Source organism: Streptomyces sp. NPDC058371, from assembly GCF_042723265.1.
Classification (GTDB): Bacteria; Actinomycetota; Actinomycetes; order Streptomycetales; family Streptomycetaceae; genus Streptomyces.
In genome coordinates, this window is record NZ_JBHXJC010000024.1 from 69,066 (window position 1) to 82,890 (window position 13,825).

Consider the following 13,825-nt stretch of genomic DNA (forward strand, 5'->3'; position numbering starts at 1 on the left):
GCTACACCCGTTCCCTCCCGGCGGACCTTCTTCCCAAAACCCGTCAGGGAGCGACAAAAGGACCTGCGGCCGGCCCCCCCAGGTACTTCGGGGGACCGGGCCGCAGCTCTTTGTCGTGCGCGCCGGCGCGGGGACGTCAGGCGCGGTTGACCTCGCCCAGGTGGTGGACCCGGACCATGTTGGTGGTGCCGGGGACGCCGGGGGGCGAGCCGGCGGTCATGACGACGACGTCGCCGTCGCTGAAGACGTTGAGCTTCTGGAGCTGCTTGTCGACGAGGTCGACCATTTCGTCGGTGCTGTGCACGAAGGGCACGACGTGGGACTCGACGCCCCAGCTCAGCGTGAGCTGGTTGCGGGTGCCCTCGTCGGTGGTGAAGGCCAGGATCGGCTGGGAGGCGCGGTAGCGGGACAGCCGGCGGGCGGTGTCACCGGACTTGGTGAAGGCCACCAGGCCCTTGCCGCCGAGGAAGTCGGCGATCTCGCAGGCGGCGCGGGCGACCGAGCCGCCCTGGGTGCGCGGCTTCTTGCCCGGGACCAGCGGCTGGAGGCCCTTGGAGAGGAGCTCCTCCTCGGCCGCCACGACGATCTTCGACATCGTCTTGACCGTCTCGATCGGGTACGCGCCGACGGACGACTCGGCGGACAGCATGACCGCGTCGGCGCCGTCGAGGATCGCGTTGGCGACATCCGACGCCTCGGCGCGCGTCGGGCGGGAGTTGGTGATCATCGACTCCATCATCTGGGTCGCGACGATCACCGGCTTGGCGTTGCGGCGGCACAGCTCCACGAGGCGCTTCTGCACCATCGGGACCTTCTCCAGCGGGTACTCGACGGCCAGGTCGCCACGGGCCACCATGACGGCGTCGAAGGCCGCGACGACGCCCTCCATGTTCTCGACCGCCTGCGGCTTCTCCACCTTGGCGATGACGGGGACCCGGCGGCCCTCCTCGTCCATCACCTTGTGGACGTCGTTCACGTCGTGGGCGTCGCGCACGAAGGACAGGGCGACCATGTCGCAGCCCATCTGCAGGGCGAAGCGGAGGTCCTCGACGTCCTTCTCGGACAGCGCCGGCACGTTCACGGCGGTGCCGGGCAGGTTGATGCCCTTGTGGTCGGAGATGACGCCGCCCTCGATGACGACCGTCTGGACCCGGGGGCCCTCGACCTCGACGACCCGCAGCTCGACGTTGCCGTCGTTGATGAGGATCTGGTCGCCCTTGGAGACGTCGCCGGGCAGACCCTTGTAGGTCGTGCCGCAGATCGACTTGTCACCGGGCACGTCTTCGGTGGTGATGGTGAACTCGTCACCGCGCACCAGCTCGACGGGGCCTTCGGCGAAGGTCTCCAGGCGGATCTTCGGGCCCTGCAGGTCGGCGAGGACACCAATGGCCTTGCCGGTCTCGGCGGCGGCAGCCCGGACGCGGTCGTACCGGCCCTGGTGATCGGCGTGCGTGCCGTGGCTGAAGTTGAAGCGAGCCACGTTCATGCCGGCCTGGATCAGCGCGACGAGCTGCTCATGGGAGTCGACCGCGGGGCCGAGGGTACAGACGATTTTCGAACGGCGCATGGGGCGATCCTATCGGTTTGTTTCGCTACGGAATATTCCGTCTGGCGGAAGATACAAAGGGGCGGGACGCCGCTCAGGTGAGGTCGGCGGACGGGGTGTGGGACGCCCCCACGAGTGCGTACGTCTGCGTGGCGATCTCCAGTTCCTCGTCGGTCGGCACGACGGCCACCGCGACCCGGGCGTACTCGGGCGAGATGAACCGTGGCTCGTCCGACCGCACGGCGTTGCGCTCGCCGTCGACCGCCAGGCCCAGCTCTTCCAGACCCGCGATGGCGGCCTCCCGCACCGGTGCGGCGTTCTCGCCGACCCCGGCCGTGAAGGCGACCGCGTCGACCCGGCCGAGCACCGCGTAGTAGGCGCCGATGTACTTCTTCAGACGGTGGATGTAGATGTCGAAGGCGAGCTGGGCCGACGCGGCGTCTGCCCCGCCCTCGTCGATCCGCCGCCGGATCTCCCGCATGTCGTTGTCGCCGCACAGGCCGATCAGACCGCTCTTCTTGTTGAGAAGAGTGTCGATCTCGTCCGTGGACATTCCGCCAACACGCATCAAATGGAAGATGACGGCCGGATCCATGTCACCGGACCGCGTACCCATCACGAGCCCCTCCAAGGGAGTCAGTCCCATGGAGGTGTCCACGCACCGCCCGCCGCGCACCGCCGACGCCGAGGCGCCGTTGCCCAGGTGCAGCACGATGACGTTCACGTCCTCCGGCGCCCTGCCCAGGAGCTTCGCCGTCGCCCGGGACACGTACGCGTGCGAGGTGCCGTGGAAGCCGTACCGGCGGATGCGGTGCTCGTCGGCCGTCTTCACGTCGATCGCGTAGCGCGCCGCCGCCTCCGGCATCGTCGTGTGGAACGCGGTGTCGAAGATGGCGACCTGGGGGAGGTCGGGGCGCAGTGCGCGGGCCGTGAGGATGCCCGTCAGGTTCGCGGGGTTGTGCAGCGGGGCCACCGGGATCAGCCGCTGGATCTCCGCGAGCACGCTGTCGTCGATGACGGTAGGCCGGGTGAAGAACTTGCCGCCGTGCACCACCCGGTGGCCGATCGCCGCCAGCTCGGGGGAGTCCAGGCCGAGGCCGTCCCTGGCCAGTTCCTCGGCGACCGCCTTCAGCGCGGCCGCGTGGTCGGCGATCGGGCCGGTGCTCTCCCGGGTCTCGGCGCCGTCCCCGACGAGCGGGGTGTGCTTGAGGCGGCTCGACTCCTCGCCGATGCGCTCGACGAGGCCCACGGCCAGCCGGCTGCGGTCGCTCATGTCGAGCAGCTGGTACTTCACCGACGACGAGCCGGAGTTGAGGACGAGGACACGAGTCGCGGTCACTGCTGGGGAGCCTTCTCGTTCGGGGTCTGGGCCTGGATCGCCGTGATGGCGACGGTGTTCACGATGTCCTGGACGAGGGCGCCGCGGGACAGGTCGTTGACCGGCTTGCGCAGCCCCTGGAGGACCGGGCCGACGGCGATCGCGCCGGCCGAGCGCTGCACGGCCTTGTAGGTGTTGTTGCCGGTGTTGAGGTCCGGGAAGATCAGCACGGACGCCTGGCCGGCGACCTCGGAGCCCGGCAGCTTGGTGGCCGCGACGGTCGGCTCGACGGCGGCGTCGTACTGGATCGGGCCCTCGATCTTCAGGTCGTCGCGGCGCGCGCGGACCAGTTCGGTGGCCTCCCGGACCTTGTCGACGTCCGCGCCGGAGCCGGAGGTGCCGGTGGAGTACGACAGCATCGCGATCCGCGGCTCGACGCCGAACTGCCGGGCGGTGGCGGCGGACTGCACGGCGATGTCGGCGAGCTGCTGCGCGTTCGGGTCGGGGTTCACCGCGCAGTCGCCGTAGACCAGGACCTTGTCGGCCAGGCACATGAAGAAGACGGAGGAGACGATCTTCGCGTCCGGCTTGGTCTTGATGATCTCGAAGGCCGGGCGGATCGTGGCCGCGGTGGAGTGCACGGCACCCGACACCATGCCGTCGGCCAGACCCTCCTGGACCATCAGGGTGCCGAAGTAGTTCACGTCCGCGACGACGTCGTACGCCAGCTCCACCGTGACGCCCTTGTGGGCGCGCAACTGCGCGTACTTCTCGGCGAAGCGGTCCCGCAGCTCGGAGGTCCCCGGGTCGATGAGCTGCGCACCGGCCAGGTCGATGCCGAGGTCGGCGGCCTTCTTGCGGACCTGGTCGAGCGGACCGAGCAGGGTCAGGTCGCACACGCCCCGGCGCAGCAGCACCTCGGCGGCGTGCAGGACGCGGGCCTCGGTGCCCTCGGGCAGCACGACGCGGCGCTTGTCGGAGCGGGCCTGCTCCAGGAGTTTGTGCTCGAACATCATCGGCGTGAGCCGGTCGGTGCTCGGCGCCGAGACCCGCTTGAGCAGGTCGCCGGTGTCGACGTACCGCTCGAAGAGGCCGAGGGCCGTCTCCGCCTTGCGCGGTGTCGAGGCGTTCAACTTGCCTTCCAGGCCGAAGAGTTCGGTCGCCGTCGGAAAGCTGTTGCCGGCCACCGAGACGACCGGGGTGCCGGGCGCGAGACGGGCCGCGAGGGTGAGGATCTCGTCGCTGGGCCGCTCGTTCAGGGTCAGCAGCACGCCGGCTATCGGGGGCGTCCCGGCGCTGTGCGCGGCGAGCGAGCCGATGACGAGGTCGGCGCGGTCGCCGGGGGTGACCACCAGGCATCCGGGGGTCAGCGCGTTCAGGAAGTTCGGCAGCATCGCACCGCCGAAGACGAAGTCGAGCGCGTCGCGTGCCAGGCCCGAGTCGTCGCCGAGGAGCACCTTGCCGCCGAGCGCGTGGGTGATCTGCGCGACGGTCGGCGCGGAGAGCGCGGGCTCGTCCGGAAGCACGTAACAGGACACGGGCAGACGGGAGTCGAGCCGCTCGTGGATCCCGTCACGGTCGGCCGCGGCCACCCGGTTCACGACCATCGCGAGGACGTCGCAGCCGAGCCCGTCGTAGGCGCGGTACGCGTTTCGGGTCTCCGCGAGCACCGACTCGGCGGTCTGCTTACGGCCTCCGACGACCGGGATCACCGAGGCGGCGAACTCGTTGGCCAGCCGGGCGTTGAGCGCCAGCTCGTCCGGGAACTGCGTGTCGGCGAAGTCGGTGCCGAGGACGAGGACCACGTCGTAGTCGCGCGCGACCAGGTGGAAGCGGTCCACCAGGGTCGACACCAGCTCGTCCGTCCCCTGCTCGGCCTGGAGCGCGGACGCCTCGTGGTAGTCCATGCCGTACACGGTCGCCGGGTCCTGGGAGAGCCGGTAGCGGGCGCGCAGCAGCTCGAAGAGCCGGTCCGGGCCGTCGTGGACGAGCGGGCGGAAGACCCCCACCCGGTCGACCTGGCGGGTCAGGAGCTCCATGACCCCCAGCTCGACGACCTGGCGGCCGTCGCCGCGGTCGATCCCGGTCACGTACACGCTGCGGGTCACGCGTGCTCTCCATCCGTTTCGTCGCGGTGTTCGGGCTCCGAGAAGTGGCGATGTCCGGGCTCCGAAAAGTGGCCCACCAACGTGAGCAGAACCATCTTGACAATACCTCTGGCGCTAGCTACGGCGCCCGCCAGGGCGAACGCCCTGGTGAGGGGCCGAGGCCCCGGAACGGCGGGGCGGGGCGGTATGGGCGGGGGCGGCGGACCCCTGCGGGCCGTGAAACAATCGGATTGGCTCACACGTACCAACAGCGAGCAGGAGACACAGCACGATGCGCATCGGAGTTCTCACCGCAGGCGGCGACTGCCCGGGGCTGAACGCAGTGATCCGGTCGGTCGTGCACCGAGCGGTCACCAACTTCGGGGACGAGGTCATCGGCTTCGAGGACGGTTACGCCGGCCTGCTAGACGGCCACTACCGCACCCTCGACCTGAACGCGGTCAGCGGCATCCTCGCCCGCGGCGGCACCATCCTCGGCTCCTCCCGGCTGCAGCGCGACCGGCTCCGTGAGGCCTGCGAGAACGCGCAGGACATGGCGCGCGAGTTCGGTATCGATGTGCTCATCCCGATCGGCGGCGAGGGCACCCTGACCGCCGCCCGGATGCTGTCGGACGCCGGCCTGCCCGTCGTCGGCGTTCCGAAGACGATCGACAACGACATCTCCTCCACGGACCGCACCTTCGGCTTCGACACCGCGGTCGGCGTCGCCACGGAGGCGATGGACCGCCTGAAGACGACCGCCGAGTCGCACCAGCGCGTGATGGTCGTCGAGGTCATGGGCCGGCACGCCGGCTGGATCGCCCTGGAGTCCGGCATGGCCGCCGGTGCGCACGGCATCTGTCTGCCCGAGCGTGCCTTCGACCCCTCGGACCTCGTCGCGATGGTGGAGGAGCGCTTCGCCCGCGGCAAGAAGTTCGCCGTCATCTGCGTCGCCGAGGGCGCCCACCCCGCCGAGGGCGCGATGGACTACGGCCACGGTGCGATCGACCAGTTCGGCCACGAGCGCTTCCAGGGCATCGGCGCGGCCCTCGCGTACGAGCTGGAGCGGCGCCTCGGCAAGGAGGCCAAGCCGGTCATCCTCGGTCACATCCAGCGCGGTGGCACGCCGACCGCGTACGACCGGGTGCTCGCCACCCGCTTCGGCTGGCACGCCGTGGAGGCCGCGCACCGCGCCGAGTTCGGCCGCATGACGGCGCTGCGCGGCACGGAGATCAAGATGGTGCCGCTCGCGGAGGCGGTCACCGAGCTGAAGACGGTCCCGAAGGACCGGATGGACGAGGCGGAGTCGGTCTTCTAGGCCGGTCCTCCGGAGCGGTCTCCAAGGGCTTCCAGGGCCCGGGGGAAGCCAGTGGCCCCGGGCCCAGGTCCCCGGGCCCGGGCGCACTTCTCGCCCTGTACCTACATCCCGTTCCTCAGTACGTGCTCCTTTGGACCATCGACCAGAAGTTGTCGACGATCCGGTCCAGGAAGTCCCGGCCGGCGTCGCTGGAGTCCCCGGCGGCCGAGCCGGACGCCCAGCTCAGCGTGGCGGTCATCTGCCCCTGGTAGTCGGTGTGCAGCTCCTGGAGGGCTTCCTCCAGGATCCGCCGGTCCAGGGGCACCATCTTGCCGACCGGCCGCACGTACGCCTGCCAGCGCGTCGTCACCGCACTGTGCAGCAGCTCGGCGAGCCGCTCGTCGCGTCCGGTCACGGTGATGAAGTCGGGCAGCGAGAGTTCGAGCAGATCGGCGAGCGCGGACGACTGCCGCTCGTTGCCCCGCCACTCGTCGGTCTCCTCCATCCGCTGGTAGACGAGGAGCTCCAGACCCACCGTGCGCGCGACGTCCTCCGCGGCGAGACCGCGCGAGATGCGGTGTTCCCGCAGTGTCCGGGGCGCGCCGATGAGCTCGCCCGGCGAACACCACAGCACGCCCGCGAGCGCGGTGAGCTCGGCACTGCTCGGGGAGGCGATGCCGCGCTCCCAGGCGACGACGAGGTCGGGCGTGGCATAGGGCATGCCGTACGAGGCGCGCAGTCCGTACGCGACATGTTCGGGCCCCATGCCGAGACCGGCCCGGAGTCGGCGGGCGGCGAGGGCGTTGAAGGGCGGCGTGGGCTGAGGGGCAGGCGGCTGGTGCACGCGCACAAGCTATGAGCACGGGACTGCGATGACTACGGTCTGTTCGGCCACAATCACGGATTGTAGGAACATACGGTTTCGGCCGTGGCCGGAGCTGATCGAAGACCCCGGAGCGGGCGCCGGTCACCCGCTCCGAGCGACGGCCGAGCCCCGCTGTCCGGCGCCCGGCGCGGTGGCGGCCATGCAAAGGGCAAGGTGAGCGGGCATATGCGCGGACGGCTGCCCGGGCCCGCCCCCGTCGGCGGTGGTGCCGCGGACCGCCAGAGGCCACGTGCGTGCGGTTCGACATCGAGGGCGGGTACGTCAGGTGCGGCACGGCCGACGGTCGCGCGGAGCCCGGCGCAATCCAACCGCCCCGCCCCTCCTTCGCGCCGCCGGCCGCCACGACGGCCTCACCCCTTGACGGCCCCGCCCAGCGCGAAGCCCCCGCCGAGGCGCCGGGCGACCAGCACGTACAGCAGCAGCACCGGCGTCGAATAGATCACCGAGAACGCCGCCAGCTGCCCGTACACCACCATCCCCCGGTTCCCGAAGAACTCGTTGATGCTCACGGACGCCGGCATCTGGTCCGGGGTGAGCAGCAGCATGAACGGGACGAAGAAGTTCCCCCACATCATCACGAAGGAGAAGACCGTCACCACGGCCACACCCGGCCCCATCAGCGGCAGCACGATCCGCAGCAGCGACTGGAACGACGACGCCCCGTCCGTCCAGGCCGCCTCCTCCAGCTCCTTGGGCACGCCGTCCATGAAGTTCTTCATCAGCCAGATGGCGAACGGCAGTTGGGAGGCGGCGAAGAAGAAGATCGTGCCCTGCATGGTGTCGATCAGGTTCACCTGGACGAACAGCGCGTACACCGGGACCATGATCGCGGTGATCGGCAGGCTGGTCGCGAAGAGGATCGTCAGCAGGAACGGGCGGTTGAGCCGCGAGCGGAAGCGGGACAGCGGATAGGCCGCGAGGGCCGAGCAGACCACCGTCAGCGCCGTCCCGCCCCCGCACAGGATCAGGCTGTTGAGCAGCGGGGTGAAGAGGATGTCCGGCTTCAGGACGGCGTCGAAGTTGTCCAGCGTGACGCCGTCCGGGACCTTCACCCGCAGATCGGCGTGCGGGTCCAGCGAGGACAGGATCACCCAGGCCAGCGGGAGCACGAACGCGGCGGCCACGACGAGCAGTCCGGCGTCCGCCGCCAGACGCCTGCCGGTGCGGCGCGAGGTGAGCGTGGTGCGCGTCAGAAGGGCCATGTCACACCTCCGTCCGCAGCAGCCGCATGTACACGAGGGAGAAGAGCGAGCCGACCACCAGGAGCAGAAGAGCCACCGCGGTTCCGTATCCGATCATGCTTTTCTGGAAGGCCTGTTCGTACATGAAGAGGGGGAGGGTCTGGCTCTTGTTGCCGGGGCCGCCCCGCGTCATGACCCAGATCAGACCGAAGACCGACAGGGTCTGGAGCGTGTTGAGCATCAGGTTGGTGCCGATGGAACGTCGGATCATCGGGAGCGTGATGTGCCACATGCGGCGCCAGCCGCCCGCGCCGTCGACCTCGGCCGCCTCCGTGATCTCCTGCGGGATCTCGTTCAGCGCGGCCGAGTAGACCAGCATCGAGAACGCCGTGCCCCGCCATACGTTCGCGAAGGACACCGCCAGGATCGGGAGCGTGAACAGCCAGTTCTGGGACGGGAGATGGAGCCAGTCCAGGATCGCGTTCAGGGTGCCCTCGCGGCGGAAGAAGGCGTAGAGGAGAAAGCCCGCGACGACCTCGGGCAGCACCCACGCCGTGATCACGATGGCGCCGACCAGCGTACGGATCGGCTTCGACGCCCGCTGCATGAGCGCGGCGAGCGCCAGGCCCAGGGTGTTCTGGCCGATCAGGGACGAGAGCACGGTGAAGACGAGCGTGAGCCAGACCGCGTTCAGGAAGGCGTCGTCGTGGAACGCGTCGCGGAAGTTGTCGAAGCCGACGAAGGACGAGTGGGCCTGGCCGGTGAGCTGGAGGTCGGTGAAGGCGATGTAGGCGCAGTAACCGATCGGCCCGGCGAGGAAGAGAACCAGCAGGATGACGGCCGGGGACACCGGCAGCGCGCGCAGCAGCGAGCGGCGAAGGCCGCCCCGGTGCGGGGAGGCGGCCTTCGGGCCGGCCGGGCGGGGCGGGGCCGGCGGCCGCACCGCCCGGGTGCCGACGCTCACTTCTTGATCACTTGGTCGTCGGTCGCCGACTTCAACTCCTCGTCGTAGCCGCTCGCCGCCTTGTCGACCGAGCTGTCACCCGTCGTCACACCCTCCATGGCCTCCTGGATGGCGGTCGAGACCTTCGGGTACGCCGGGTACGCGGGCCGGTAGTGCGTGCTCGACACGAGATCCGTGAAGAACTTGATGCCGGGCTGCGCCTTCACATACGCGGGGTCGGCGGCGACGTCCTTGCGCACGGCGATACCGGAGTTGGCGATGTACCACTTCTGGGCGTTCGCCTTCGTCTGCATCGACTCGATGAACTTGAACGCCAGGTCGGGGTTGCCCGCCTTGGCCGGGATCGACCAGGTCCAGCCGCCGGACATGCTCACCTTGCCGGGCGCCTGACCGTGCTGCGTGGGCATGGCGGCGAGGCCCAGCTTCTGGGACCACTCGGGCCATTCGTGCCCGGACCCCTTCTGCCAGTCCTGCGGCAGCCAACTGCCGTCCAGGTCGATGCCGAGCTTGCCCTTGGGGAGCAGGTCACCACGGATGTTGGTGCTGAAGTTCGGGTCGAGGGCGTCCGAGACGTCGGGGCCCAGCTTCTCCTTGTAGACCGTCTCCACGAACTTGAGGGAGTCCTTGAAGGGTTGGCTTCCGGTGACCCACTTCTTGGAGGCCGTGTCGTACAGGGGGTCCGTCTTCCCGTCACCCGTCCCGTACAGCAGCATCTCGAAGCCCTGCATGGTGGCTGCCTCGCCCGCGGGCTTGCCCGTGTAGACGTTGAGCGGGGTGACGCCGAGCACCTTCTTCTTGATGGCGCGGGCCGCGTCGAGGACGTCGTCCCAGGTCTTCGGCTGCCAGTCCGCGGGCAGCCCCGCCTTCTTGAAGATCGCCTTGTCGAACCAGAGGCCCCGGGTGTCCGTGCCGTCCGGGACGCCGTACGTCTTCCCGTCCTGCGCCTTCGCCGCGGTCTTCGCCGTGTCGACGAACTGGCCCCAGTCCTGCCACTTGTCGAGGTAGGGGTCGAGGGGCTTCAAGTACCCGCTGGTGATGTCCGAGTTGATGAGGAAGGTGTCCTCGTAGACGAGGTCGGGCGCGGTCTTGGGCGATCGCAGCATCTGCTGGAGCTTCGTGTAGTACTCGGAGTCCGGGGCCTTGATCGGAACGAGTTCGACCTTCTTGCCCGGGTTCGCCTTCTCGAACTGCTTCTTGATGTCCGCCAGATAGGTGTCCATCACCTTGATCGAGTTGTCCGTCGACTGCTTGAAGGACACCTTCACCGTGTCGGGATCGCTACCGGAACCACTGCCGCAGGCGGTCAGGGTTCCGGCGGCGGACACGGTGAGCAGGGCCGCGAGGAGCAGGGGAGCGGTGGTACGGGGGCGGGCGGCGGTGGGGCGCACGGGCACGACCTCCTACTGGCCGACATCGTCGGTGGCCGAGTTTGGCTGCTCGTGAACGTATGAGATGTGCGTATGTCAGGTCAATGACCGTGCAGTGGCTACGGTCGGAGGGCGCACGCAGTGCCGGGGCGCGCAACCATCTGCCGCGGTGGCGAGTCCACTTGGTGCGGGCCGACCTGGTCCGCATATGAGCGGAATCGGTCCCCTTCACCCGTCAGGGAGCGACATGACCTCGGACGACACCTCGGACGCCCACTCGGACGACGCGGAACCCGGATTCACGCGGAGCGTGCGGCGGTTGTTCAGGCTGCCGCGGGACACTCCGCGCGATGCTGCCCCGATCCTGCCCCTGGCCCGGGTCTGGGCCGCCGTCGCCGTGGTCGGGGCCGGCATCGCCGCCATCGGCGGGGGCGACATGGTGGTGGTCGTGTGCGTGCTCGGGGTGTTGCACGCCCTGGTCGACGAAGTGATCAACGGGGTCCGGCACCGCTGGCCGGCCTTCGCCGCCGCGGTGGGGGCCGGATGGGCGGTCGACAGGCTCGTACGGGCCGTGACGTCCGCGCCCGCCGATCCCGACTGGGCCGACTACCCCGGCCTCGCCGCCGGGAGTCTGGCCGCCTTCGCGGTCTTCGTGGCCGTCACCCGCCTGCCGGGCCGGCCTGCCGGCGGATCCGTGCGCGTCTGACGGGGTCTTCGTGGCGGTCACGCGTCTGCCGGGCCGGCGCCTGACCGTGCGCGTCTGACGGGCTTACCCCTTCACCCAGCGGTACTGCAGCTCCGGCCGTCCCACCTGGCCGTACTGCGGGCTGCGCGCCGCCCGGCCGGCGTCCACCAGGTGCTCCAGGTACCGGCGCGCGGTGATCCGGGAGATACCGACCGCCTCGGCGACGCCGGCCGCGGTCAGGCCGCTCCCGGGGCAGTCCCGGAGGGTGACCGTGACGCGTTCCAGGGTCGGGGCGCTCAGCCCCTTCGGGAGCGCGGCCGGACCGGGGGCGCGGAGGGTGGCGAGGGCACGGTCCACCTCGTCCTGGCCGCTGGCCTCGCCGGCCGCCGCGTGGTACTCGGCGTACCGCACGAGACGGTCGCGCAGGGTGGCGAACGTGAACGGCTTCAGGACGTACTGGACGACCCCGAGCGAGACCCCTTCGCGTACGACGGCCAGGTCCCGTGCGGACGTCACCGCTATCACGTCCGCGTGATAGCCGGCGGCGCGCAGCGAGCGCGCCAGCTGCAGGCCGTGCACATCGGGCAGATGCAGATCCAGCAGCAACAGGTCCACCGGCGTACGGTCCAGGGCGCGCCGCGCCTCCGCGCCCGTGTGCGCCTTGCCCACCGCGACGAAGCCGGGCACGCGTCCGACGTACAGGACGTGCGCGTCGGCGGCGACGGGGTCGTCCTCCACGACCAGTACGCGGATCGGCTCGGTCATACGTCGCCTCCAGGCGCGGTGGGCTGGGCGGGCCGGACGCGCTCGGGCACGGAGTCGCTCCCGCGGGCGGACTCGGCGGGTCCGGCGTCCGCCCTGTCGGCGGCCGCCGGCGCCGAGGACACCGTAGGCAACGGCAGCCGCGCCTCGAACTCCGCCCCGCCCCCGGACGCCTCCCGCACCGTCAGTGTGCCGTCGTGCCGGCTCACCGCCTGCCGTACGAGAGCCAGCCCGAGCCCCCGGCCGCCGGGTCCCGCGGGCTTCGTGGACCAGCCGCGCTGGAAGACCGCCTCCGCGTGGGCCGGATCCACGCCGGCACCGGTGTCGGCGACCCGGAGCACCAGGCCGTCGTCGTCGGTGACCGCGGTGACGGTGACGCGTGCCCCCGCGGTGCCCTGAGCCGCGTCCACCGCGTTGTCGATCAGATTGCCCAGCACGGTGACCAGGTCACGCGCGGGCAGCGAGTCGGGCAGCAGTCCGTCGTCGATGGCGCTCTCCTGTGAGACGACCAGCTCCACGCCCCGCTCGTTGGCCTGCGCGGCCTTGCCCAGGAGCAGGGCGGCCAGGACCGGTTCGCTGACCGCGGCGACCACGTGGTCCGTCAGGGTCTGGGCCAGCTCCAGCTCCGCCGTGGCGAAGTCGACGGCCTCCTCGGCACGGCCCAGTTCGATCAGCGACACCACGGTGTGCAGGCGGTTCGCCGCCTCGTGCGCCTGCGAGCGCAGCGCCTGGGTGAAGCCGCGTTCCGAGTCCAGCTCGCCCATCAGGGACTGGAGTTCGGTCACATCGCGCAGGGTCACGACGGTGCCCCGGCGCTCGCCGCCCGAGACCGGTGACGTGTTCACCACCAGGACCCGGGTGGCCGTCAGATGCACCTCGTCCATCCGCGGCTCGGAGGACAGCAGCGCGCCGGTCAGGGGCGCCGGGAGGCCCAGTTCGGCGACCGACAGCCCGACGGCGTCCCCGGAGACGCCCAGCAGCTCCTGGCCCCCGTCGTTGACCAGCGCCACCCGGTACTGCCCGTCCAGCATCAGCAGACCCTCGCGTACGGCGTGCAGGGCGGCCTGGTGGTAGTCGTGCATACGGCTGAGCTCGGCCGCGTTCATGTTGTGCGTGTGCCGGCGCAGCCGGGCGTTGACGACGTACGTGCCGAGGCCGCCCAGAGCCAGGGCGCCCGCCGCGACCCCGATGAGGGCCGTCACCTGGTCCTGGACCCGCGCGGTGATCGCCTCGACCTTGATCCCCGCGCTGACCAGGCCGACGACGTGCCCGCCGTCGTCGATCGGCGTGACGGCGCGCACGGAGGGGCCGAGGGTGCCGGTGTACGTCTCCGTGAAGGACTCGCCCTTCAGTGCACGGGCCGTGTGGCCGAGGAAGTGCTCGCCGATCAGCTTCTCGTTGGGGTGGGTCCAGCGGATGCCCTGCGGGTCCATGATCGTGACGAAGTCGACGCCGGTGTGCCGCTGCACCTGGAGGGCGTACGGCTGAAGGGTCTTCGTCGGGTCGTCGGTGCGGATCGCCGCCAGCACCGAAGGGGCGTCCGCCACCGAGCGGGCGACGGCCATGGCCTGGCGGCCCGCCGCCTCCTCGGCCTGGCTGCGGTCGCTGATGTACGTGAACAGCGCGTATCCGGCCACGACGACGGCGATCAGCACGGCCTGCATGGCGAACAGCTGGCCGGCCAGGCTGTGGGGGCGCGGTACGCGGAGAATGCGCATGTCGTCAGTCTGCC

The 13,825-nt window shown here is 70.4% G+C and carries 11 protein-coding genes; 2 read left to right on the top strand and 9 right to left on the bottom strand.

The window, feature by feature from the left end:
• Window positions 1-136: 136 nt before the first annotated feature.
• From pyk to pta, 3 genes are all read right to left on the bottom strand, one after another.
• Window positions 137-1,567 (bottom strand): pyruvate kinase, encoded by a 1,431-nt coding sequence (gene pyk, locus ACFWM2_RS39185; protein ID WP_383290823.1) that lies wholly within the window; start codon window positions 1,565-1,567, stop codon window positions 137-139.
• 73 nt (window positions 1,568-1,640) lie between these two features.
• The gene (locus tag ACFWM2_RS39190) at window positions 1,641-2,885 is read right to left on the bottom strand and encodes an acetate kinase (protein ID WP_383290826.1); all 1,245 of its coding nucleotides are present in this window, start codon (window positions 2,883-2,885) and stop codon (window positions 1,641-1,643) included.
• Window positions 2,882-4,972, bottom strand: a complete 2,091-nt coding sequence (gene pta / locus ACFWM2_RS39195; RefSeq protein WP_383290829.1) for a phosphate acetyltransferase — start codon at window positions 4,970-4,972, stop codon at window positions 2,882-2,884. The genes ACFWM2_RS39190 and pta overlap by 4 nt, the downstream gene beginning before the upstream one ends.
• A 271-nt stretch (window positions 4,973-5,243) precedes the next feature.
• Here pta and ACFWM2_RS39200 point away from each other — a divergent pair, with 271 nt between their 5' ends.
• Window positions 5,244-6,269: an ATP-dependent 6-phosphofructokinase gene (locus ACFWM2_RS39200; protein WP_383290832.1), complete on the top strand. Its 1,026-nt coding sequence runs from the start codon at window positions 5,244-5,246 to the stop codon at window positions 6,267-6,269.
• 115 nt (window positions 6,270-6,384) lie between these two features.
• Here the strand turns inward: ACFWM2_RS39200 and ACFWM2_RS39205 are convergent, their stop codons facing one another.
• The 4 genes from ACFWM2_RS39205 to ACFWM2_RS39220 all read right to left on the bottom strand — a co-directional run bounded on the left by ACFWM2_RS39205 (window position 6,385) and on the right by ACFWM2_RS39220 (window position 10,667).
• Entirely contained in the window at window positions 6,385-7,014 is a 630-nt protein-coding gene (locus ACFWM2_RS39205; RefSeq protein ID WP_383290890.1) for an XRE family transcriptional regulator, read from the bottom strand.
• 470 nt (window positions 7,015-7,484) lie between these two features.
• On the bottom strand, window positions 7,485-8,336 hold the full coding sequence (locus ACFWM2_RS39210) for a carbohydrate ABC transporter permease (RefSeq protein ID WP_383290835.1): 852 nt from the start codon (window positions 8,334-8,336) through the stop codon (window positions 7,485-7,487).
• 1 nt (window position 8,337) lies between these two features.
• Window positions 8,338-9,279 (bottom strand): carbohydrate ABC transporter permease, encoded by a 942-nt coding sequence (locus ACFWM2_RS39215; protein ID WP_383290838.1) that lies wholly within the window; start codon window positions 9,277-9,279, stop codon window positions 8,338-8,340.
• Window positions 9,276-10,667: an extracellular solute-binding protein gene (locus ACFWM2_RS39220; protein ID WP_383290841.1), complete on the bottom strand. Its 1,392-nt coding sequence runs from the start codon at window positions 10,665-10,667 to the stop codon at window positions 9,276-9,278. Before ACFWM2_RS39220 ends, ACFWM2_RS39215 begins: the two co-directional genes overlap by 4 nt.
• 226 nt (window positions 10,668-10,893) lie before the next feature.
• Here ACFWM2_RS39220 and ACFWM2_RS39225 point away from each other — a divergent pair, with 226 nt between their 5' ends.
• Window positions 10,894-11,352, top strand: a complete 459-nt coding sequence (locus ACFWM2_RS39225; protein ID WP_383290844.1) for a hypothetical protein — start codon at window positions 10,894-10,896, stop codon at window positions 11,350-11,352.
• Between the two features lie 63 nt (window positions 11,353-11,415).
• Here ACFWM2_RS39225 and ACFWM2_RS39230 read toward each other — a convergent pair whose 3' ends face one another.
• Both ACFWM2_RS39230 and ACFWM2_RS39235 read right to left on the bottom strand, forming a co-directional pair.
• On the bottom strand, window positions 11,416-12,096 hold the full coding sequence (locus ACFWM2_RS39230) for a response regulator (protein WP_383290847.1): 681 nt from the start codon (window positions 12,094-12,096) through the stop codon (window positions 11,416-11,418).
• Window positions 12,093-13,811, bottom strand: a complete 1,719-nt coding sequence (locus ACFWM2_RS39235; RefSeq protein WP_383290850.1) for an ATP-binding protein — start codon at window positions 13,809-13,811, stop codon at window positions 12,093-12,095. The genes ACFWM2_RS39230 and ACFWM2_RS39235 overlap by 4 nt, the downstream gene beginning before the upstream one ends.
• Window positions 13,812-13,825 lie beyond the last annotated feature (14 nt).